Here is a 21585-nt window from a genome sequence, read left to right as displayed (position 1 = left end):
CTTACACGACAGCTCCAAGCGGCAAGCTTGAAGCTGCAAGAAAATCACATTAACCGGCATACCGCGCACTGCATTTCACTTGCGGCTTGAAGCTTGCCGCTGGCGACTGCTCTTATTGCGGGTTGGCACGGATGCTGGAAAGCAACGACTTCAGGTTGGCAGCCTTGGGCTTGACCAGCCAGAAACGACGCAGGTAATCATCGAGGTTTTCGGCGAGGTTACGACCCCATTCGCTGCCGGTCTCCTCGACGTACTCGTCCAGCACGTGCTGCAAGTGGTTCCGGTAGGATTCCATGGCTTCGCCGCTGATCCGCTGGATCTCGACCAACTCGTGGTTGACCTTGTCGACGAAGGTGTTGTCCTGGTCGAGCACGTAGGCGAAACCGCCGGTCATGCCCGAACCGAAGTTGTAACCAGTCTTGCCCAGTACCGCGACAAAGCCACCGGTCATGTACTCGCAGCAGTGATCGCCGGTACCTTCCACCACGGTGTGGGCACCGGAGTTACGCACGGCGAAACGCTCACCGGCCGTACCGGCGGCGAACAGCTTGCCACCGGTGGCGCCGTACAAGCAGGTGTTGCCGATGATGGCACTGTCCTGGGTCTTGTACACGCTGCCTGCAGGCGGGACGATCACCAGCTTGCCGCCGGTCATGCCCTTGCCCACGTAGTCGTTTGCATCGCCTTCCAGGTACATGTGCAGGCCGCCGGCGTTCCACACGCCGAAACTCTGGCCAGCGGTGCCCTTGAAGCGGAAGGTGATCGGTGCTTTCGCCATCCCCTGGTTGCCGTGCTTGCGCGCGATTTCGCCGGAGATCCGTGCGCCGATGGAACGGTCGCAGTTGCAGATATCCAGGGCGAACTCGCCACCGCTGGCATCGTTGATCGAGGAACTGGCCATCTCGACCATCTTCTCGGCCAACAGGCCTTTGTCGAACGGCGGGTTGCGATCCACCTGGCAGAATTGCGGCTTGTCGGCCGGGATGTGATCACTGCCCAACAGCGGTGTCAGGTCGAGGTGGTTCTGCTTGGCGGTCTGACCTTCGAGGATATCCAGCAGGTCGGTACGCCCGATCAGCTCTTCGAGGGAACGCACACCCAGCTTGGCCAGCCACTCACGGGTCTCTTCGGCGACGTAGGTGAAGAAGTTCACCACCATGTCGACGGTGCCGATGTAGTGATCCTTGCGCAGCTTCTCGTTCTGGGTCGCGACGCCGGTGGCGCAGTTGTTCAGGTGGCAGATGCGCAGGTATTTGCAGCCCAGGGCGATCATTGGCGCAGTACCGAAGCCGAAGCTCTCGGCGCCGAGGATCGCAGCCTTGATCACGTCGAGGCCGGTTTTCAGGCCGCCGTCGGTCTGCACCCGGACCTTGCCGCGCAGGTCGTTGCCGCGCAGGGTCTGGTGGGTTTCGGCCAGGCCGAGTTCCCACGGCGCGCCGGCGTACTTGATCGAGGTCAGCGGCGATGCGCCGGTGCCGCCGTCGTAGCCGGAGATAGTGATCAGGTCGGCATAGGCCTTGGCCACGCCAGCGGCGATGGTGCCCACGCCGGCTTCCGCCACCAGCTTCACCGAGACCAGCGCCTGCGGGTTGACTTGTTTCAAGTCAAAAATCAGCTGCGACAAGTCTTCGATCGAATAGATGTCGTGGTGCGGCGGTGGCGAGATCAGGGTCACGCCGGGTACTGCGTAACGCAGCTTGGCGATCAGGCCGTTGACCTTGCCGCCTGGCAGTTGGCCGCCCTCACCGGGCTTGGCGCCCTGGGCAACCTTGATTTGCAGCACTTCGGCGTTGACCAGGTATTCCGGAGTCACACCAAAACGGCCGGTGGCCACCTGCTTGATTTTCGAACTCTTGATGGTGCCATAGCGCGCCGGGTCCTCACCGCCTTCACCGGAGTTGGAACGCGCACCCAGGCGGTTCATGGCTTCGGCCAAGGCTTCGTGAGCCTCGGGCGACAAGGCGCCCAGGGAAATACCGGCGGAGTCGAAGCGCTTGAGGATCGATTCCAGCGGCTCGACTTCGTTGATGTCCATCGCGGTGTCCAGGGTCTTCACCTTGAACAGGTCGCGGATCATCGACACCGGGCGGTTATCCACCAGGCTCGTGTATTCCTTGAACTTGGCGTAGTCGCCCTGCTGCACGGCAGCTTGCAGGGTGTTGACCACGTCCGGGTTGTACGCATGGTATTCGCCGCCGTGGACGAACTTCAGCAGGCCGCCTTGCTGGATCGGCTTGCGCGCGCTCCAGGCTTCGGCCGCCAGGGCTTTCTGCTCGGCTTCGATATCGACGAAACGCGCGCCCTTGATACGGCTCGGCACACCACGGAAGCTCAGCTCGCAAACTTCTTCGGACAGGCCGATGGCCTCGAACAGTTGCGCGCCACGGTACGAAGTGACGGTGGAGATGCCCATCTTCGACAGGATCTTCAGCAGGCCCTTGGTGATGCCTTTACGGTAGTTCTTGAACACCTCGTAGAGGTCGCCGAGGACTTCGCCGGTACGGATCAGGTCGCCGAGGACTTCGTACGCCAGGAACGGGTACACCGCCGAGGCGCCGAAGCCGATCAGCACCGCAAAGTGATGCGGGTCGCGGGCGGTAGCGGTTTCGACGAGGATGTTGGAATCGCAGCGCAGGCCTTTTTCGGTCAGGCGGTGGTGTACCGCGCCGGTGGCCAGGGACGCGTGGATCGGCAGCTTGCCCGGCGCGATGTGACGGTCGGTCAGCACGATCTGGGTACGACCGGCGCGCACGGCTTCTTCGGCCTGGTCGGCGACATTGCGCACAGCGGCTTCAAGGCCGAGGCTCTCGTCGTAGTTGAGGTCGATGATCTGGCGGTCGAAGCCCGGGCGATCCAGGGTCATCAGCGAGCGCCACTTGGCCGGCGAAATCACTGGCGAGCTGAGGATCACGCGAGAAGCGTGCTCAGGCGATTCCTGGAAGATGTTGCGCTCGGCACCGAGGCAGACTTCCAGGGACATCACGATGGCTTCACGCAGCGGATCGATCGGCGGGTTGGTCACCTGGGCGAACTGCTGGCGGAAATAGTCGTACGGCGTGCGCACGCGCTGGGACAGCACGGCCATCGGCGTGTCGTCGCCCATGGAGCCGACCGCCTCGTAGCCTTGCTCGCCAAGCGGACGCAGCACCTGGTCGCGTTCCTCGAAGGTGACCTGGTACATCTTCATGTACTGCTTGAGCTGGTCGACGTCGTAGAAAGCCGAACCGTGGTCGTTGTCTTCCATGGTCGCCTGGATGCGCAGGGCGTTCTTGCGCAGCCATTGCTTGTACGGGTGACGCGACTTCAAGCGGTTGTCGATCGCGTCGGTGTCGAGGATCTGCCCGGTCTCGGTGTCCACGGCCAGGATCTGGCCAGGGCCTACACGGCCCTTGGCGATCACGTCTTCGGGCTGGTAGTTCCACACGCCGATTTCCGACGCCAGGGTGATGAAACCGTTGGTGGTAGTCACCCAACGCGCCGGGCGCAGGCCGTTGCGGTCGAGCAGGCACACGGCGTAGCGACCGTCGGTCATGACCACGCCGGCCGGACCGTCCCACGGCTCCATGTGCATCGAGTTGTACTCGTAGAATGCACGCAGATCCGGGTCCATGGTTTCGACGTTCTGCCACGCTGGCGGAATGATCATGCGCACGCCACGGAACAGGTCGATGCCACCGGTGACCATCAGCTCGAGCATGTTGTCCATGCTGGAGGAGTCGGAACCGACGCGGTTGACCAGCGGGCCGAGCTCTTCCAGGTCCATCAAATCGTTGGCGAACTTGGTGCGACGGGCCACGGCCCAGTTGCGGTTGCCGGTGATGGTGTTGATCTCGCCGTTGTGGGCGAGGAAGCGGAATGGCTGGGCCAGCGGCCATTTCGGCAGGGTGTTGGTGGAGAAGCGCTGGTGGAACACGCAGATCGCGGTTTGCAGGCGCTCATCGCTCAGGTCTGGATAGAAGGCGGTCAAGTCCGCCGGCATCATCAGGCCTTTATAAATGATGGTCTTGTGGGAAAAGCTGCAGATGTAGTGGTCGGTGTCGGCGGCGTTGGCCACGGACGAACGACGACGCGAGGTGAACAGCTTGATCGCCATGTCCTGGTCGCTCAGGCCATCACCGGCAATGAACACTTGCTCGATCTGCGGCAGGCGCTCCAGGGCCAGGCGGCCGAGCACGCTGGTGTCGATCGGCACTTTGCGCCAGCCGACGAGTTGCAGGCCGGCAGCCAGGATCTCGCGGTTCATGTTCTCGCGAGCGGCTTCGGCTTTGACCGGGTCCTGGTTGAAGAACACCATGCCCACGGCGTACTGCTTGGGCAAATCGGTGCCGAAATGCTCCTTGGCGACAGCACGCAGGAACTGGTCGGGCTTTTGAATCAGCAAGCCACAACCGTCACCGGTCTTGCCGTCGGCGTTGATCCCACCACGGTGGGTCATGCAGGTCAGGGCCTCGATGGCCGTTTGCAAAAGGGTATGACTGGGCTCGCCCTGCATATGGGCTATCAGGCCGAAACCGCAGTTATCCTTGAATTCATCGGGTTGGTACAGACCTGCTTTCATAGACACTTTCTCACCAGGCTGCCTCTTATATCGAGGCAAATTTCTTTTCAATTCAACCGGTTACCTTCCACGCCGAACGTACGCCGGCTTAGCGGGGGCAAAAGGGAGGTCATTGTACACACCGACACGAACGCTCACAAATTTAGCGACGAAATGTCGCAAATCTATGTCGCATTTATGAAAGGTTTAAAGCGATATGCTGTGCTAGTCAAAACTTTTTTAATTCTGACCGCTACGACTCAAAAGCTACTGTGACGCAGACACCACAAAGCGCGCGGCCTTCAGGGCTGCACGCTGTTGTAGTTTTTTTGAGGTGCCGGGAGGGCGGCCTGGGTAAGGCCGCCGGATCTTCAGCGAGTTGTTGCGAGTTCTTGTTGAACGCTGGCAACAGTGCGTGGCCAAGGTTTACCAGCCTGGACCTTCGCTGGCAAGGTTTTGATCGCAGAATCAGCAGCGGCACGGCTGGAGAAACTGCCGTAGGTGATCACGTAGAGAGGCTTGCCGTTGAGCACTTTCTTGAAATAACGGTACTCGCCACCCTGCTCTTTCACGAACGCCTGGGCGTTGGCTTCGGAGCTGGTGCCGAGGATCTGCACCACGAAGTTACCGGTCGGCTGGCTGGTGTACCAGCTGCTGCCGGCGGCGCCAGCCTTGGCAACGGTGGCGGCGGGTTTTTCTGCAGGCTTGGCAGCCGATGCCGGAGCGGGCTTGGCGGCTGGCGCCGGGGCGACCGGCTTGGTCACTGGCGCAGGCTTGGCCGTGGCGACGGTAGGTGCCGGCGTCGGCTTGGCGGCCGGCTGGCCCGCTGGCACACCCGCAGGTGGTGCAGTGGTGGTGACCGTCGGCGGCGTGGCGCTGGAGCCTTCCACCGGCACGCCGTCGTCGCCTTCGGAGATGCCGCCGGCTTCTTCGGCGAGCGGGCCGCGCATCACCGGCTGGCCGACCATCGGCAGGTTGGTCGGTTGGCCGGAGTTGGCGAACTCGACATTTGGCGTGGGCTTGCCCAGTGGCAACTGCGCCTGTTCGGTTGGCGCGCCGGCAGTCGTCGGTGCCTTGCTGCGACCCGGGATCAGCCAGGCAGCGGCAACGGCGACCACGACAACGGCGGAAATCGCCAATACGTGCTTCTTAGGCATAGTGAACCCCATCTTTGGACGCTTGACCGCAGAGCGGCTGGCAATCATGGCTTCGATCATGGCATCGCGGGCGACCTGGTTGATGGTGCCAGGCCAGCCGTCGGAGCTTTCGTGAATATCAGAGATCTGCGCAGCGGAGAAAAGTTCGATGCCCTGCCCTGCGCCTTCAAGGCGTTGAGCCAGGTATTCGCGGGTTTCTTCCTCTTCGTACGGCTGCAATTCGATGACGTGGAACAGCTCCTGATCGCCACTGATCTGCTCCAGATCGGCGATCAACGACGACTCACCGAACAGGAACACATGGGGGCGACCTTCGGGCGTACCCGCCGCCAGCGCCAGCAGTGCTTCCAGGGCGGATTCGTCGAGTTGTTCGGCGTCATCCACCAGCAGGTAGACTTCCTGGCCGGTCAGGCCCAATTGCACCACCTGCTTGAGGATCGCATTCGGCTCGGCAGTGGACACGTCCAACGCCTGGGCCACTTGGCGCAATACGCCCGCTGCATCACCAGCGCCGCGAGCCGAGACCACCACGCTCTGTACCGACTGCTTGTTGGTGCTGGCCACCAGGGCCTGGCGCAGCAGAGTCTTGCCGCTGCCCAACGGGCCGGTCACCACCAGCAGCAGTTGGCTGTAGCGCGCCAGATGGTGCAACTGCCCAAGCACCGGCTTGCGCTGGGCCGGGAAAAATTTGAAGCCAGGCACCCGTGGAGCAAAGGGGTCGTGGCTGAGCTGGTAATGGCCGAGGAACGCCTCGTCGGCATGCAAACTAGTCATCGGGATCTTATTAACCTTTAAGCTGGGCCAGGGCGCGGTAATCCGCTCCCAGCGTGGCCTGTAAAATCTCTTTCGGATAATCGTCGGTCACCACTGCTTCGCCCATGTGGCGCAGCAGCACCAGTCGCAGTCGACCGTCGATCACTTTCTTGTCTATCGCCATATGTTCGAGGAAGTCCGCCTCGGTCATCTCCTCAGGCGGGATGACCGGCAAACCGGCGCGCTGGAACAGGCGGATACCACGATCACGCTCCTGGGCACTGATCCAGCCCAGGCGGTGCGACATCTCCAATGCCATCACAGTGCCAGCCGCAACGGCCTCCCCATGCAACCACACACCATAGCCCATATGGGTTTCGATCGCATGGCCGAAGGTGTGACCCAGGTTCAAGGTGGCCCGTACACCGGACTCCCGTTCGTCGGCATTCACCACCAGCGCCTTGGCGGCGCAGGAGCGGGAAATCGCTTCGGTGAGTGCCGCCTGGTCCAGGTTGCGCAGGGCGTCTACGTGCTCTTCGAGCCAGGTGAGGAACGGCTCGTCACAGATCAGCCCGTACTTGATGACTTCCGCCAACCCGGCCGACAGCTCGCGCGGCGGCAAGGTGTTGAGGGTCGCGGTGTCGATCAGCACGGCTTGGGGCTGGTAGAACGCGCCAACCATGTTCTTGCCCAGCGGGTGGTTGATACCGGTCTTGCCACCCACCGAGGAATCGACCTGGGACAGCAAGGTGGTCGGCACCTGGATAAAGTCCACGCCACGCTGATAGCAGGCGGCCGCAAAGCCGGCCATGTCACCGATCACACCGCCGCCCAGGGCGACCACGGTGGTACGACGGTCATGACGTGCGGTCAGCAGGCCATCAAAGATCAGTTGCAGGGTTTCCCAGTTCTTGTGGGCTTCGCCGTCGGGCAAGATCACCGAGATCACGGAATACGCCGACAGGCTGCGGCTCAGACGCTCAAGATACAGCGGCGCGACCGTTTCGTTGGAGATGATCGCCACTTGCCGCCCGGCAATATGCGGTGCGAGCAACTCGGGCTGGTCCAGCAGACCTTCGCCAATATGGATCGGGTAGCTGCGCTCGCCTAGATCGACCTTAAGTGTCTGCATGTGTCCCCGCGTTGAAGATGTATTGACGACCGGTAACGTCCAGATCAGACGTTGCCTGATGGCTCTACGCCACACCCGCAAGGGTGATAGCGCGCCGCCGAGAATAGCGCATTTCGGGCCTGGCTTTAACGGGGTGGCAGCCGTTGCAGGCGCTCAAGAATGTCGAGCACCACCATCCGCGGTGGCCGCTCATCGGTTTCCACCACCAGATCGGCGATCTCCCGATACAGCGGGTCGCGCAGCGTCAGCAGATCCCGCAGGGTCTTGGCCGGGTCGGCGGTGCGTAACAACGGGCGATTGCGATCGCGGGCGGTACGGCCCACTTGCTGTTCCACCGACGCATGCAGATAGACCACGCGACCGCCGGCATGCAGCGCCCGGCGGTTTTCCTCGCGCATCACCGCGCCACCGCCGGTCGCCAATACCACGCCATCGCAGCCGCACAGCTCGGCAATCATCGCCTGCTCGCGGTCGCGAAAGCCCAGTTCGCCTTCCTTATCGAAGATCCATGGGATATTGGCACCCGTGCGCAATTCAATTTCCTTGTCGGAATCTTTGAATGGCAGGCGCAGCTCTTTGGCCAGCAAACGGCCGATGGTGCTTTTTCCAGCCCCCATCGGTCCTACAAGAATCAAATTTCGCACAGAATCAACGACTCACAGCAATCGCCTGGTTATTCATAATACGCGGAGTCAGGAATACCAGCAGCTCGGATTTTTTCTCCGCCAGCACATCGCGCCGGAAAAGGCGGCCAAGATACGGCACATCGCCCAAAAATGGCACTTTATCTACCACTTTGCTTTGGGTATTGGAGAAAACCCCGCCAATCACGATGGTCTCCCCATCCTTGACCAGCACCTTGGCGTTGACCTCGTTTTTCTTGATCGGCGGCACGTCATTGAGCTTGTTCAGGTAGTCGGGCTCATCCTTGGTGACCTTGACCTCCATGATCACCCAGCCGTCCGGTGTGATCTGCGGGGTGACTTCCAGCGACAGCGAAGCCTCCTTGAACGACACCGACGTGGCACCGCTGGAGCTGGATTCCTGGTAGGGAATCTCGGTGCCCTTGAGGATGCGTGCGGTTTCCTTGTCAGAGGTGACCACTTTGGGTTGCGAGACAATTTCCCCGTTACCGGTTTTCTCCATGGCGGTCAGCTCAAGGTCCAGCAGCAAATTATCGGTGATGAAGGCGATGCCCAGGCCGGAGGTACCGGCCAGCGAGCCCATATCGACAAACGGTGCGCTGGCCGGGTTTTCCACAGGCTCCATGCCGTCGGGCAAAGGTTTCTGAATGCCGCCAGCCCCCCAACCACCGCGACTGAGTCCACCTCCCCAACGCACGCCCAGGCTTTTGTCGTAATCGACATTGGCCTCGACAATCCTCGCCTCGATCATCACCTGGCGCACCGGGATATCCAGCTGCGCCACGATTCGCCGCAGCTCGTCCAAACGCTCGCGGGTCTGGTAGGCGATGATGTTATTGGTGCGGTCGTCCACCGCCACCGAGCCGCGCTCATCGGTGCTGCCTTCAAGGCCAGCCACCGACTGGAACAGCTTGGCCAGGTCCGCGGCCTTGGCGTAATTGACCTGCAGCAGCTCGCGGCGCAAGGGCGCCAGCTCGGCCATCTGTTTGCGCGACTCCAGCGTCAACAGTTCGCGGGCAGCCAGCTCCTCGGCAGGCGCCACCAGCAATACACCGGCCTTCAGCCGCTTATCCAGGCCCTTGGCCTGCAGCACCAGGTCGAGCGCCTGATCCCACGGCACATCCTTGAGGCGCAGGGTGATCGAACCCTGCACGTCGTCGCTGGCCACCAGGTTGAGGCCCGCGACATCGGCGATTTGCTGCAGCACGGTGCGCAGCTCGATGTTCTGGAAGTTGAGGTTCAGCTTGTCGCCGGTATAGGTGTTCGATACCGCGCTGCCGGGGGGCGGCAGCTGGATCAGATCCACACGATTGGGCACAGCAGCAGCCATCGGTGCCGTGAACGCTATCCATAGCGCCACACCGAAGGACGAGAAAGTCCTTTTCATTGGTTTATTCCGTTATGAGTTGACGTTTAACGCGAGGGTTCGCGGACGCTCCAGCCATGCGCCCTGTTCATCGGGGAACAATTCCACCAGCTCTATATGCCCCTCATGGATGGCCGTCACCCGGCCGTGGTCCGGCCCCAGGTAATCCCCGACCGCAAGGCGATGCACCGTGGAGGCGGCACGCAGCAAGGCATAGGTCTGCAGCCCGCGAGACAAGGTGCCGACCATTTCGAGCTGATCCACCGCCAGGCTTTCGAGAATACCTCGCGCCCGGGTGAGGTCCGGCGCAGGGGCCGCGCGTCCACGCACATGATCGACCTGGACGGCAAGCGGCTGGAACGGGTCGCGCAGGCCAAAGGCATCGTAGACAAACGGCTGTGCCTGAACGGCTATGCCACGCCCCTGCTGCGCATGCCAATAGGTCCTGGCCAGCAGGTCCAGGCGCAGCAGCTTGCCATCACGGCGCAGGGCGACATCGTGCACCGTGGTGAGTCGTGCCAGGCCGCCCAAGGCACTCACGAACGTGGCCAGGTCGTGGTAAGCGCCCGTCACGCCGATCTGCACCGGCTGCTCGCTGTGCAAAGACCGTGGCTGCTCATCCAGCGGGGCGATGCTTTCGATCAGCAAACCATTGGCCAGCGCCAACCGAGCGGTGTCTTCCAGCAAAGCGGGCATCTGCGATTCGGCGGGCAGCGCCTGCAATAGCTCGTCGAACTTCGCCTGCCTGAGTGCAAGCTCATGGACCCGTGCCTCGAGGCTGGCCGACAAGGCGCTTTTTTGCGCAAGCTGCTGCTGCAAAGCGACGTCCTCGCGCTCCAGCTGCTGCAACCGCTCCCGCGACGGGCCCAGGTACATCCACTCACCCATCACCAGCACCACGCCCACCAGCGCACAGCCCAGCAGGGCCTTGCCAGGTAGGGGCCATTTTGCAGCGTTGTGAGTGAGTGCAGAAATATCGAGCCTGGGCAGGCTCATGGTTGAGCCTCGGTGGACTCTCCCTGGCGCACCATCAGCTGGAATTCATTGTTGCCGCGCATGCCTTCGGTGCGCACATGCTGCAGCCGCGTGGCGTGGGCGCCTTCAGACGCCTCCAGGCGGCGCATCAACTGGGCGATGTCCTGGCTCGATTCAGCACTGCCGCTGATGCTCAGCGTGTCGCCCTTCGCCACGACTTCATGCAGGTGTACCCCTTCAGGCACCGCGCGGGCCAACTGGTCCAGCAGTTGGGCGCCGGATGAGCGGGAGTCGTGCAGGTCCTGTACGACCTTCATGCGCTCTGCCAGTTGCTGGCTTTGCTCCTGCAGGTCGTCGATGGTCTTGATGCGCGAATCGAGCACGCCGACTTCCTTGCCGAGGTGGTCATTGCGCGTCACTTGCCGGTCAATCGCCTGGTCGATCACCTGGTCCGCCAGCCACACGGCTGCGAGCGCCACGCAGGCGAACGCCAGCAAACACGCGAGGAAGTACTTGCGTCGCCGCTCTGCCAGCGCCTGGCGCCAAGGCAAAAGATTGATTCGTGTCATCAAGCGAAACTCCTCAGGGCCAACCCGCAAGCAATTCCCATCCCTTGGGCATCCAAGGCCCATTGTGCACCATCGACTCGATGGCCCGGCGTGAAGCTGGCGAAATCCTGACTGCAAGCGCGCGCCAATGCAAACGCTTCGACGTCCACCACCTTCGGCACCAGCCCGGCCAGCGCCAAAACCGCCTCGCGCGCCTCCACCTGCGCCTTCAGGCACGCAGCCAGCAGCACCTGCACCCGCGTCGGGTCCTGGGACAATTGCCCTTGCACCTGAAAGTCGATGCTCACGTCATCCAATGGGTAGGGGATGTACTGGTCCGCCTCCATCTGGATCATCCATGTCATCTCGTCGTCGCTGAGGCCTGCTTCCATTTCGATCACCCGCGTGATCACCGAGGGCCCGGACACCGCCACGGCAGCCCCGCGCGCCGAGGTTCGCAGCCGTGCCAATGCAGCCTGCAGGGCACGCCCGATCCCCTCGAGATCCAGCAAGGTACCATCCACCACCGCATGGGCCGGCAGCGCCTGGGTGGCGTAGCCTTGAATGGTGTAACCGGCGGTTGAACGACTCAACTCGACCAGGCTGATGGCCGTGTCATTGATATCGACGCCCAGGAGGGTGTCGGTTTTTCGCCTGAAAAATCCCTTTCGCATAAAACTCCCTAAGGCTTTGCCTGTCATACCGCCTGATTGCCGTCGGGCGCCATGCATTCGGTCGATTTGTTGAACCTGTGCGAATGACGTCCGAAGCCGAAAAATGCTTTAATGCCCAGCGTTTTTTCCCGCTTTTTATCTGCAGCTCGGGTTGATCCATCGTTTGCCATGCATGCCCCGACGCCTAACTCATTCTTTTCTCTGGAAATCCAAAAGCCTTGATTCGTCTGCTGAAGTTTTTCGGGTACTCCATTGTCGCGATCGTCTGCGGGCTGCTGCTCGTGCTCAGCGGGGCCTATCTCTACCTTAGTCCGGGTTTGCCCTCCGTAGAGGCCCTGAGAAGTATCCAGTTGCAGATTCCTTTGCGGGTCTACAGCAGCGATGAAAAACTGATCGCGGAGTTCGGCGAAATGCGCCGCACACCGATCCGTTTTGCCGACATTCCACCCAATTTCATCAGCGCCTTGTTGTCGGCCGAAGACGATAATTTTGCCAACCACTATGGCGTCGACCCCAGCAGCCTGGTGCGCGCAGCCACACAATTGGTAAAAAGCGGACACATTCAATCCGGCGGCAGCACCATCACCATGCAGGTGGCGAAGAACTTCTTCCTCACCAGCGAGCGCAGCTTTTCGCGTAAAGCCACCGAGATCCTCCTGGCGCTGCAGATCGAACGCCAGCTGACCAAGGATGAAATCCTCGAGCTGTACGTCAACAAAATCTATCTGGGCAACCGTGCCTACGGGATCGAGGCGGCTTCACAGGTGTACTACGGCAAGTCGATCCGTGACGCCAGCCTGGCGCAGATGGCGATGATCGCCGGCCTGCCCAAGGCCCCGTCGCGCTTCAACCCGCTGGCCAACCCGGCGCGCAGCAAGGAGCGTCGCGACTGGATCCTGGGGCGCATGTACAAGCTGGGCAAGATCGACCAGGCCGCTTACGAAAGCGCCGTGGCCGAGCCGCTGAACGCCAGTTATCACGTACCGACGCCAGAAGTGAACGCGCCGTATATCGCTGAAATGGCGCGCGCCGAGATGGTCGGCCGCTACGGCAGCGAGGCCTACACCGAAGGTTTCCGCGTGACCACCACCGTGCCGAGCGACCTGCAGGAAATCGCCAACACGTCGGTGCATTCCGGCCTGGTCACCTACGACCAGCGCCACGGCTACCGTGGCCCGGAATCGCGCCTGCCGGGCAAGACCCTGAGCGCCTGGACCACCGAGCTGGGCAAGCAACGCCCGATCAGTGGCCTGGAGCCCGCCATCGTCACCCAGGTGAAGAAAGATGGCTTGCAGGTCCTGACCCGCACCGGCGAAGCACATGTGGCGTGGGACAGCATGAAATGGGCACGCCCGTTCCTGAACACCAACAGCATGGGCCCGATGCCCAAGCAGCCGTCGGACGTCGCGCAAGTCGGTGACCTGATCCGCGTGCAGCGCCAGAAGGACGACAGCCTCAAATTCAGCCAAGTGCCGCTGGCCCAGGGCGCGCTGGTATCGCTGGACCCACAGAACGGTGCGATCCGCGCGCTGGTCGGTGGCTTCGCCTTCGAGCAGAGCAACTACAACCGCGCCACCCAGGCCAAGCGCCAACCAGGGTCGAGCTTCAAGCCGTTCATCTACAGCGCCGCACTGGATAACGGTTATACCGCCGCCAGCCTGGTCAACGATGCACCGATCGTGTTTGTCGACGAGTACCTGGACAAGGTCTGGCGCCCGAAAAACGACACCAACACCTTCCTCGGCCCGATCCGCATCCGCGAGGCGCTGTACAAGTCGCGCAACCTGGTGTCGATCCGACTGCTGCAAGCGATGGGCGTGGGCAAGACCATCGACTACATCACCCGCTTTGGCTTCAACAAGTCGGACCTGCCGCCGAACCTGTCGCTGGCCCTGGGCACCGCGACCCTCACGCCGATGGAGATCGCCACCGGCTGGAGCACCTTTGCCAACGGCGGCTACAAGATCACGCCGTACCTGATCGACAAGATCGAAAGCCGCAATGGCGACACCCTGTTCACCGCCAACCCGCCACGCGTGCCGGGTGACGTGGTCAACGGCGTGGCGGCCACCGATGGCGTGGCGGCCCCGGGCAACGGCGGTATCACCATCGAGCCGACCCCAGGTACACAGCCTGCGGCAAATGCCACGGCCCCGACCGAGCCGCAGGCACCTGCCGTGGCCGAGCGCGTGGTGGATGGCCGTACCACCTATATCCTCAACAGCATCCTGGAAGACGTGATCAAGAAAGGCACTGGCCGTCGCGCCCTGGCCCTGGGCCGGGCGGATATCGCAGGCAAGACCGGTACCACCAACGATTCCAAGGACGCCTGGTTCTCCGGCTACAACGCCGACTACGTGACCACCGTGTGGACCGGCTACGACCAGCCGGAAAGCCTCGGCCGTCGCGAGTTCGGCGGCACCGTCGCGCTGCCGATCTGGATGAGCTACATGGGCGCCGCCCTGAAGGACAAGCCGCTGCATACCCAACCCGAGCCGGAAGGCATCCTCAGCCTGCGGATCGATCCGGTCAGTGGCCGTGCGGCCTCGCCAAGCACGCCGAATGCGTACTTCGAACTGTTCAAGAGCGAAGACACCCCGCCGTCGGTCAACGAGCTGGGCAATGGCGTTGCGCCGGGCAGCCCGCTGCCAGCGGATGAGGCGGCGCCGATCGACTTGTTCTAATCCGATCTGTGGCTGAGCACAGATCCAATATGGGAGCGAGCAAGCCCGCTCCCACCTTTAGCTCACCGCAAGGCTCGAGCTAATTGCCAGCCAACAAAAAGCCCCGACTCTCACGAGCCGGGGCTTTTTGTTGTGCGCTACAACGGCTTAGCCGTTGAACACATCATCCACGCTTTGCAGCGGGTAGTGCTTCGGATACGGCAGGGTAGCCACACCGGTCTCGATCGCGGCCTTGGCCACGGCATCGGAGATCAGGGTGATCAGGCGCTTATCCATTGGTTTCGGAATGATGTACTCACGGCCGAATTCCAGCTTGATGCCACCGTAGGCGTCGCACACTTCCTGAGGGACCGGCAGCTTGGCCAGTTCGCGCAGGGCGTTGGCGGCGGCGACTTTCATTTCTTCGTTGATGCGCTTGGCGCGAACGTCCAGGGCACCACGGAAGATGAACGGGAAGCCCAGTACGTTGTTGACCTGGTTCGGGTAGTCCGAACGGCCGGTCGCCATGATCACGTCGCTGCGGGTGGCGTGCGCCAGTTCCGGAGAGATTTCTGGATCAGGGTTGGAGCAGGCGAACACGATCGGGTTGGCCGCCATGGACTTCAGGCCTTCGGCGCTCAGCAGGTTCGGACCGGACAGGCCGACGAACACGTCGGCACCATCGAGGGCGTCAGCCAGGGTGCGCTTCTCGGTGGCGTGGGCAAACATCGCCTTGTACTGGTTCAGGTCGGTACGCTCGGACTGGACCACGCCCTTGCTGTCGACCATGAAGATGTTTTCCAGCTTGGCGCCCATGCTCACCAGCAACTTCATGCAGGAGATGGCCGCAGCGCCAGCGCCCAGGCAGACGATCTTGGCGTCAGCCAGGGTTTTGCCAGCGATTTCCAGGGCGTTGATCATGCCGGCTGCGGTAACGATCGCGGTGCCGTGCTGGTCATCGTGGAATACCGGAATGTCGCACTGCTCGATCAGGGCCTTTTCGATCTCGAAGCACTCAGGTGCCTTGATGTCTTCCAGGTTGATGCCACCGAAGGTGATGGAAATGCGCTTGACGGTGTCGATGAAGGCCTGCGGGCTTTCGGAGTCGACTTCGATGTCGAAAACGTCGATGCCGGCGAAGCGCTTGAACAGCACGCCTTTACCTTCCATGACTGGCTTGGAAGCCAATGGGCCGAGGTTACCCAGGCCCAGGATCGCGGTGCCATCGGAAATCACTGCAACCAGGTTGCCTTTGCCGGTGTACTTGTACGCCAGTTCAGGGTCGCGGGCGATTTCACGTACGGGCTCGGCAACGCCAGGGCTGTAGGCCAGCGACAGGTCGCGGGCGGTGGCAGTGGCTTTGGTGAGCTCTACACTCAGCTTTCCTGGACGAGGATGGGCATGATATTCGAGAGCGGCAGTTTTCAAATCAGACATATCGGCATTCCGCTTTTACTGTTGGTCGACGGACCGCCGAGGATACGCGTGTCGCAAAGTCCCTACAAGACTGGGCAGTCACAGGTGTCAAGGGCCCTGCACTAAGACTTTCGGCCAAGAGCCGCGGGATACAAGGGCTCAACTGTTCACAATCGACTTAAAAAATGTCTACAATTTTTCTTAAAGCGTCGATTTAAGCATCCCGGGATCGGTCAGTGGCAGCAGCCAACGTGCCTGGCCGTTTTTCAGGCCGCCGCGTCGCGAACGATCCTGCAGCCAACCACGCGCCTCAACAGTGCGCCCTTGCAGACCATTGAGCAGGGCACTGTCGAATTGGCTGACCAGAGCCGGGGCGATGCGTAATACCAGTGAACCCTGCAGCTCAATCCAGACGCCGCCCCGATTGCGCTCGACCTTGCTGACCCGGCCACTGACCACGGCAAACCCGGAACGCTTGAGTTGCGTGACGGCCTGCACCGGCGATTGCCGCCAAAGACCGAGCCGCGCCTTGCGGGCAGTGTTTTCAGCGGCCTGCTGACAGCTGACGAGGTCAACATTCGGCGCCACACCCACCTGGAAGCCCAGCCCTTCGGCCAACAGTTGGGCTTCAAGGTTCTTGCCGTCGGCACCATAGAGATGAGCCAGGGTGCGCCCGTAATGATCTTTACGCTCGCGCCCCACCACCAGGCCGACACGGCCATCGCTGGCCTGGACCAGCGCCTGTAAGCGCTGACGGGCGGCGACGGCGTAGGGTTCGTCCGCACGGCCCTTCTTGCCGGTCTCCGGCGCATTGATACCGATCAGCCGCACGCTGCGGCCATCCTTGAGGCGTACCGTGTCGCCATCCACCACGCGCTGCACTTCCACACGGGCCAGGGATGTCGGTGCCGGGCAGAACGCCTCGGCCTGCGCAGCCGACAGCCAAATCACAGGCACAAAAAAGGCGCCCACAAGGGACGCCTTTTTCAACAGCTGGCAAAAGCCCATAAGGCTTTTGAGCCTTACTCTGCTGGAGTAGCAGCAGGCTTCTTGCCGAAAGCACCAAAGCGATCTGCGAAGCGCTGTACACGGCCGCCGGTGTCCAGAGTTTTCTGCTTACCGGTGTAGAACGGGTGGCACTCGTTGCATACGTCAGTACCCAGTGGCTTGCACAGGTTCGAACGCGTTTCGAACTTGTTGCCGCAGCTGCAGGTGACTTCGATGGTTTCGTACGCTGGATGGATATCGGCTTTCATGGTGACTTCCTCGGGCTAGCGTGCCGCCACTCGACACTATTGTCGAATACCGCACGTAATTAGGCCGCGGATTCTACCAGACCTTTTTAATCACGCAAGCGGCGCCTCCGTTCGTTTACACACATAAAAGCCCCTTTCATCAGAAAAATTGCGGCACACCACCGGGCAAGCCTGCCCACCATAACCCGCCCGGCGCCCACAGAAGTGCTGCCTCCTGTACCAGAGACGGGACACCTCTACCGCAGGTCTGCTAGGCTCCCGCCCCTGCGCCACTGCCTGCCTTTATAGATGAGACCCCTCGCGTGCCCGACGCCATTTTGCGCCTAGCCCTGCCCTCGCCCCTGCGCCGCCTGTTCGACTACCGGGCCCCGGCCGGCGTGCTGCGGGCGCAGCTGCAGCCGGGCATGCGCGTGCGTGTGCCATTCGGGCGGCGGGAGATGATCGGCATCCTGGTGGAAGTCGCCGACCACAGCGAAGTGCCGGCCGAAAAGCTCAAGCCGGCCCTGGCGATCCTTGATGCCACGCCACCGCTGCCGCCGGAGCTGTTCAAGCTGTGCCTGTGGACCGCCCAGTATTACCAGCACAGCCTCGGCGATACCTTGAGCTGGGCACTGCCGGTGCTGTTGCGCCAGGGCGAGTTGGCCGAAGCGCGCCAGGAACGCTTCTGGTCGATGGTGCCCGGTGCGCGCCTCGACGACCCGCGCATCGCCCGCGCGCCGCGCCAGCGTGAAGCCCTGGCCACCCTGGCGCAACATCCTCACGGCGTCGCGCATCAGCTGTTGAGCAAGCTGATGCTGAGCAAGGACAGCCTCGACCTGCTGTTGGCCAAGGGCCTGGTGCAGGTGGAAATCCGCAAGCACGCCCCGGACCCGCGCCACGAACACTGGCTGGCCCAGCCCGAGCTACCGCTGAACACCGAACAACGCGCCGCGTACGAAGCCATTCGCGCAGGCTTCGACAGTTTCCACGCGTTCCTGCTGGCTGGTGTCACCGGCAGCGGCAAGACCGAAGTCTATCTGCAACTGATCCGTGAAACCCTGCAGGCCGGCAAACAGGCGCTGGTGTTGATCCCGGAGATCAACCTGGGCCCGCAAACCCTGGCGCGCTTCGAGCAGCGCTTCAATGCGCGCATTGCCCTGGTGCACTCGGCGGTCAACGACCGGGAGCGCCTGGAGTCGTGGCTGGCGGCGCGCGACGGCGAGGCCGACATTATTATCGGCACGCGTTCGGCGCTGTTCACGCCGATGAAGAACCCCGGGCTGATCATCATCGACGAGGAGCACGACGGCTCCTATAAACAGCAGGAAGGCCTGCGTTATCACGCCCGCGACCTGGCGCTGGTGCGCGCGCGCCAGGAAGACATCCCGATTGTGCTGGGCTCGGCCACGCCATCCCTGGAAAGCCTGCATAACGCTTACACCGGCCGGTATGGACTCCTACGCTTGAATGAACGCGCGGGGGGCGCCAAACAGCCACGTTTCCTGCGCCTGGACGTCAAGAGTCGTCCACTCGACAGCGGCATCTCCGGCCCCATGCAGCAAGCCATCGGCCAGACCCTCGCCGCCGGCCAGCAGGTATTGGTGTTTCTCAATCGCCGTGGCTTTGCGCCGACCCTGCTGTGCCATGACTGCGGCTGGATGTCGGAGTGCGAGCGCTGCGATGCGCGCATGACCGTGCACCAGCGCTACGGCGAATTGCGCTGCCATCACTGCGGCCATGTGGAACGCGTGCCGCGCCACTGCCCGCAGTGCGGCAAGGTCGACCTGCGGCCGGTGGGCGCAGGCACCGAGCGCGCCGAGGAACGCCTGGGCATTCTGTTCCCCGACTACCCGGTGCTGCGAGTCGACCGCGACAGCACCTCGCGCAAAGACGCGATGAATCAGTTGTTTGCCACCATTCAGAAAGGCCAGCCATGCATTCTGGTGGGCACGCAGATGCTTGCCAAAGGGCATCATTTTCCACGGGTGACCCTGGTGTCGATCCTGGATGCCGATGGTGGCCTGTTCTCCGGCGACTTCCGCGCCAGCGAGCGCATGGCGCAGTTGATCGTGCAGGTGGCGGGCCGCGCCGGACGCGCCGAAGAGCCGGGCAAAGTGATTATCCAGACGCATTTGGCCGACCATCCGCTGCTGATCCAACTGACAGAACAAGGCTACTTTGCCTTCGCCGAGCAGGCGCTGAGCGAGCGCCGTTCCGCCGGACTGCCACCCTTTGCCCATTTGGCGCTGCTGCGTGCCGAAGCGCATAAACCCGGGCAGGCCGAAGGTTTCCTGGATGAAGCCTGCAGCGCCGCCGAACGTTTGCTCGTCGAGCTGGGTCTGACCGGCATCGAATTGCTCGGCCCGGTGCCCGCGCCCATGGAGCGCCGCGCCGGACGCTATCGTGCTCAGCTACTCTTGCAGGCAACCTCCCGTGCACCGCTGCATCGGCTATTAAGTAGCTGGTTGCTTGCCCTGGAGCAAATGCCCAGTGGCCGGCAAGTGCGATGGTCGTTGGACGTAGACCCGGTAGATTTGTACTGATTTCAAAATCGCTATCCCAGGCAAGCCGGCTCCCACGTTTTGAAATGTGAATACCCTTAAATGTGGCAGCGGGCTTGCCCGCGATGAGGCCCGCAGGTCTGCCGAAGAACCTGAACGGTTGGCAAGCCCGCCCTCGCCACGGATAATGCCCAGTTTTTCCACCTGCGCATCGCGCGCCGCCGCTTGCGGTCGAAAGAGAACACCATGAAAGACACCATTCGCCAGCTGATCCAACAAGCCCTCACCCAACTCGTCAACGAAGGTGTGTTGCCTGAAGGCCTGACGCCGGCGATCCAGGTGGAAAACACCCGCGACAAGACCCACGGCGACTTCGCCAGCAACATCGCGATGATGCTCGCCAAGCCTGCGGGCATGAAACCGCGCGACCTAGCGGAAAAAATCATCGCCGCCCTGCCCGCCGACCCGCAGGTCACCAAGGCCGAAATCGCCGGCCCGGGCTTTATCAACTTCTTCCAGAACACCCAGGCCCTGGCGTCCCGCCTGGACGCGGCCCTGGCTGACGAAAAAATCGGCGTGCGCAAGGCCGGCCCGCTCGAGCGCGTGGCAATTGACCTGTCGGCACCCAACCTGGCCAAGGAAATGCACGTCGGCCACCTGCGTTCGACCATCATCGGCGACGGCGTGGCACGCGTGCTGGAGTTCCTCGGCGACACCGTGATCCGCCAGAACCACGTGGGCGACTGGGGTACCCAGTTCGGCATGTTGATGGCGTATCTGCAGGAAAACCCGATCACCAGCAACGAGCTGGCAGACCTGGAGAACTTCTACCGCGCCGCCAAGAAGCGTTTCGACGAATCCGAAGAATTCGCCGACCGCGCCCGTGGCCTGGTGGTCAAGCTGCAGGCCGGTGACAAGGAATGCCTGGAGCTGTGGGGCCGCTTCCGGGAGATCTCGCTGTCGCACTGCCAGGAAATCTACGAGCTGCTTAACGTCAAGTTGACCCCGGCCGACGTGATGGGCGAAAGCGCCTACAACGATGACCTGATCAACGTGGTCAACGACCTCAAGGCCAAGGGCCTGCTGGTCGAAAGCAACGGCGCCCAGTGCGTGTTCCTCGAAGAATTCAAGACTGCCGACGGCGAGCCGCTGCCGGTAATCATCGTCAAGGCCGATGGCGGCTACCTCTACGCCACCACTGACCTGGCGGCCGTGCGCTACCGCAGCGGCGTGCTGAAAGCCGACCGTGCGCTGTATTTCGTCGACCAGCGCCAGGCCCTGCACTTCCAGCAGGTGTTCGAAGTGGCGCGGCGCGCAGGGTTTGTCACCCACCCGATGCACATGGAACACATGGGTTTCGGCACCATGAACGGCGCCGATGGCCGCCCGTTCAAGACCCGCGACGGCGGCACCGTGAAGCTGATCGACCTGCTGACCGAAGCCCAGGAGCGTGCCTACAACCTGGTGAAGGAAAAGAACCCGGAGCTGGCCGAGGCCGACCTGCGCAACATCGCCCGCGTGGTGGGGATTGGCGCGGTGAAATACGCCGACCTGTCCAAGCACCGCACCAGCGACTACAGCTTCAACTTCGAACTGATGCTCAACTTCGAAGGCAACACCGCGCCGTACCTGCTGTACGCCTACACCCGCGTAGCCGGGGTGTTCCGCAAGCTCGGCAAGGATTTCAGCGCAGTCGAAGGCCAGATCGTGCTCCAGGCCCCGCATGAGCAGGAACTGGCCGCGAAACTGGCGCAATTCGGCGAAGTCCTGAACAGCGTCGGCGAGAAAGGCACGCCGCATATCCTCTGCACCTACCTGTACGAAGTCGCCGGTCTGTTCTCCAGCTTCTACGAGAATTGCCCGATCCTCACCGCCGACGACGAAGCCCAGAAGCAAAGTCGCCTGCGCCTCGCCGCACTGGCTGGACGGACCCTCAAGCAAGGCCTGGAACTGTTAGGCCTGGAAACCCTGGAGCGTATGTAAG

Annotated in this window: 14 protein-coding genes; 3 read left to right on the top strand and 11 right to left on the bottom strand. The window is 62.3% G+C overall.

The features are described from left to right. Positions 1-112: 112 nt before the first annotated feature. The 8 genes from gltB to pilM form a co-directional block, all read right to left on the bottom strand. On the bottom strand, positions 113-4558 hold the full coding sequence (gene gltB / locus NTD80_RS07700) for a glutamate synthase large subunit (protein WP_065899947.1): 4446 nt from the start codon (positions 4556-4558) through the stop codon (positions 113-115). 350 nt (positions 4559-4908) lie between these two features. After that, positions 4909-6468, bottom strand: coding sequence for an SPOR domain-containing protein (locus NTD80_RS07695; RefSeq protein WP_262132978.1), 1560 nt, complete (start codon positions 6466-6468; stop codon positions 4909-4911). A gap of 10 nt (positions 6469-6478) precedes the next feature. Further along, entirely contained in the window at positions 6479-7579 is a 1101-nt protein-coding gene (gene aroB / locus NTD80_RS07690) for a 3-dehydroquinate synthase (RefSeq protein ID WP_065899943.1), read from the bottom strand. A 125-nt stretch (positions 7580-7704) separates the two neighbouring features. After that, positions 7705-8223, bottom strand: a complete 519-nt coding sequence (aroK, locus tag NTD80_RS07685; RefSeq protein WP_065899941.1) for a shikimate kinase AroK — start codon at positions 8221-8223, stop codon at positions 7705-7707. A gap of 4 nt (positions 8224-8227) precedes the next feature. After that, complete coding sequence (locus NTD80_RS07680) at positions 8228-9553, bottom strand: type IV pilus secretin PilQ (protein ID WP_262133172.1); 1326 nt, start codon at positions 9551-9553, stop codon at positions 8228-8230. 69 nt (positions 9554-9622) lie between these two features. Next, entirely contained in the window at positions 9623-10585 is a 963-nt protein-coding gene (locus tag NTD80_RS07675) for a pilus assembly protein PilP (protein WP_262132977.1), read from the bottom strand. Next, a complete protein-coding gene (locus NTD80_RS07670) occupies positions 10582-11133 on the bottom strand; it encodes a PilN domain-containing protein (RefSeq protein ID WP_065899935.1) in 552 nt (183 codons plus the stop codon). The genes NTD80_RS07675 and NTD80_RS07670 overlap by 4 nt, the downstream gene beginning before the upstream one ends. Beyond that, positions 11133-11786 carry a type IV pilus biogenesis protein PilM gene (gene pilM, locus NTD80_RS07665; RefSeq protein ID WP_262132975.1) on the bottom strand — a complete coding sequence of 218 codons (654 nt, stop codon included), beginning with the start codon at positions 11784-11786 and terminating at the stop codon, positions 11133-11135. Before pilM ends, NTD80_RS07670 begins: the two co-directional genes overlap by 1 nt. Positions 11787-12007: 221 nt before the next feature. Here pilM and NTD80_RS07660 point away from each other — a divergent pair, with 221 nt between their 5' ends. Then, positions 12008-14470, top strand: a complete 2463-nt coding sequence (locus NTD80_RS07660; protein WP_371920715.1) for a penicillin-binding protein 1A — start codon at positions 12008-12010, stop codon at positions 14468-14470. A 147-nt stretch (positions 14471-14617) separates the two neighbouring features. Here the strand turns inward: NTD80_RS07660 and NTD80_RS07655 are convergent, their stop codons facing one another. From NTD80_RS07655 to rpmE, 3 genes are all read right to left on the bottom strand, one after another. Beyond that, positions 14618-15886: a malic enzyme-like NAD(P)-binding protein gene (locus NTD80_RS07655; protein ID WP_065899913.1), complete on the bottom strand. Its 1269-nt coding sequence runs from the start codon at positions 15884-15886 to the stop codon at positions 14618-14620. Between the two features lie 180 nt (positions 15887-16066). Continuing rightward, a complete protein-coding gene (locus NTD80_RS07650) occupies positions 16067-16873 on the bottom strand; it encodes a thermonuclease family protein (RefSeq protein WP_262132972.1) in 807 nt (268 codons plus the stop codon). A 14-nt stretch (positions 16874-16887) separates the two neighbouring features. Beyond that, on the bottom strand, positions 16888-17121 hold the full coding sequence (gene rpmE / locus NTD80_RS07645; protein ID WP_005784030.1) for a 50S ribosomal protein L31: 234 nt from the start codon (positions 17119-17121) through the stop codon (positions 16888-16890). Positions 17122-17423: 302 nt separating this feature from the next. Here rpmE and NTD80_RS07640 point away from each other — a divergent pair, with 302 nt between their 5' ends. Further along, positions 17424-19643: a primosomal protein N' gene (locus NTD80_RS07640; protein ID WP_065899909.1), complete on the top strand. Its 2220-nt coding sequence runs from the start codon at positions 17424-17426 to the stop codon at positions 19641-19643. A 204-nt stretch (positions 19644-19847) separates the two neighbouring features. Next, complete coding sequence (gene argS, locus NTD80_RS07635; RefSeq protein WP_065899907.1) at positions 19848-21584, top strand: arginine--tRNA ligase; 1737 nt, start codon at positions 19848-19850, stop codon at positions 21582-21584. Position 21585: the final 1 nt, after the last annotated feature.

It is taken from the genome of Pseudomonas sp. 13B_2.1_Bac1, assembly GCF_025466155.1.
GTDB lineage: Bacteria > Pseudomonadota > Gammaproteobacteria > Pseudomonadales > Pseudomonadaceae > Aquipseudomonas > Aquipseudomonas aylmerensis.
Note: the sequence above shows the minus strand (reverse complement) of the source record. Positions and strands in the feature narration are given on the sequence as shown.

Excerpts from the sequence above, each read along its gene's own strand:
- aroB (WP_065899943.1), bottom strand. The coding sequence starts at position 7,579 with ATGCAGACACTTAAGGTCGATCTAGGCGAGCGCAGCTACCCGATCCAT.
- NTD80_RS07670 (WP_065899935.1), bottom strand. The coding sequence starts at position 11,133 with ATGACACGAATCAATCTTTTGCCTTGGCGCCAGGCGCTGGCAGAGCGG.
- argS (WP_065899907.1), top strand. The coding sequence starts at position 19,848 with ATGAAAGACACCATTCGCCAGCTGATCCAACAAGCCCTCACCCAACTC.
- NTD80_RS07680 (WP_262133172.1), bottom strand. The coding sequence starts at position 9,553 with ATGGCTGCTGCTGTGCCCAATCGTGTGGATCTGATCCAGCTGCCGCCC.
- NTD80_RS07675 (WP_262132977.1), bottom strand. The coding sequence starts at position 10,585 with ATGAGCCTGCCCAGGCTCGATATTTCTGCACTCACTCACAACGCTGCA.
- NTD80_RS07695 (WP_262132978.1), bottom strand. The coding sequence starts at position 6,468 with ATGACTAGTTTGCATGCCGACGAGGCGTTCCTCGGCCATTACCAGCTC.
- NTD80_RS07650 (WP_262132972.1), bottom strand. The coding sequence starts at position 16,873 with ATGGGCTTTTGCCAGCTGTTGAAAAAGGCGTCCCTTGTGGGCGCCTTT.
- pilM (WP_262132975.1), bottom strand. The coding sequence starts at position 11,786 with ATGCGAAAGGGATTTTTCAGGCGAAAAACCGACACCCTCCTGGGCGTC.
- gltB (WP_065899947.1), bottom strand. The coding sequence starts at position 4,558 with ATGAAAGCAGGTCTGTACCAACCCGATGAATTCAAGGATAACTGCGGT.
- rpmE (WP_005784030.1), bottom strand. The coding sequence starts at position 17,121 with ATGAAAGCCGATATCCATCCAGCGTACGAAACCATCGAAGTCACCTGC.
- NTD80_RS07655 (WP_065899913.1), bottom strand. The coding sequence starts at position 15,886 with ATGTCTGATTTGAAAACTGCCGCTCTCGAATATCATGCCCATCCTCGT.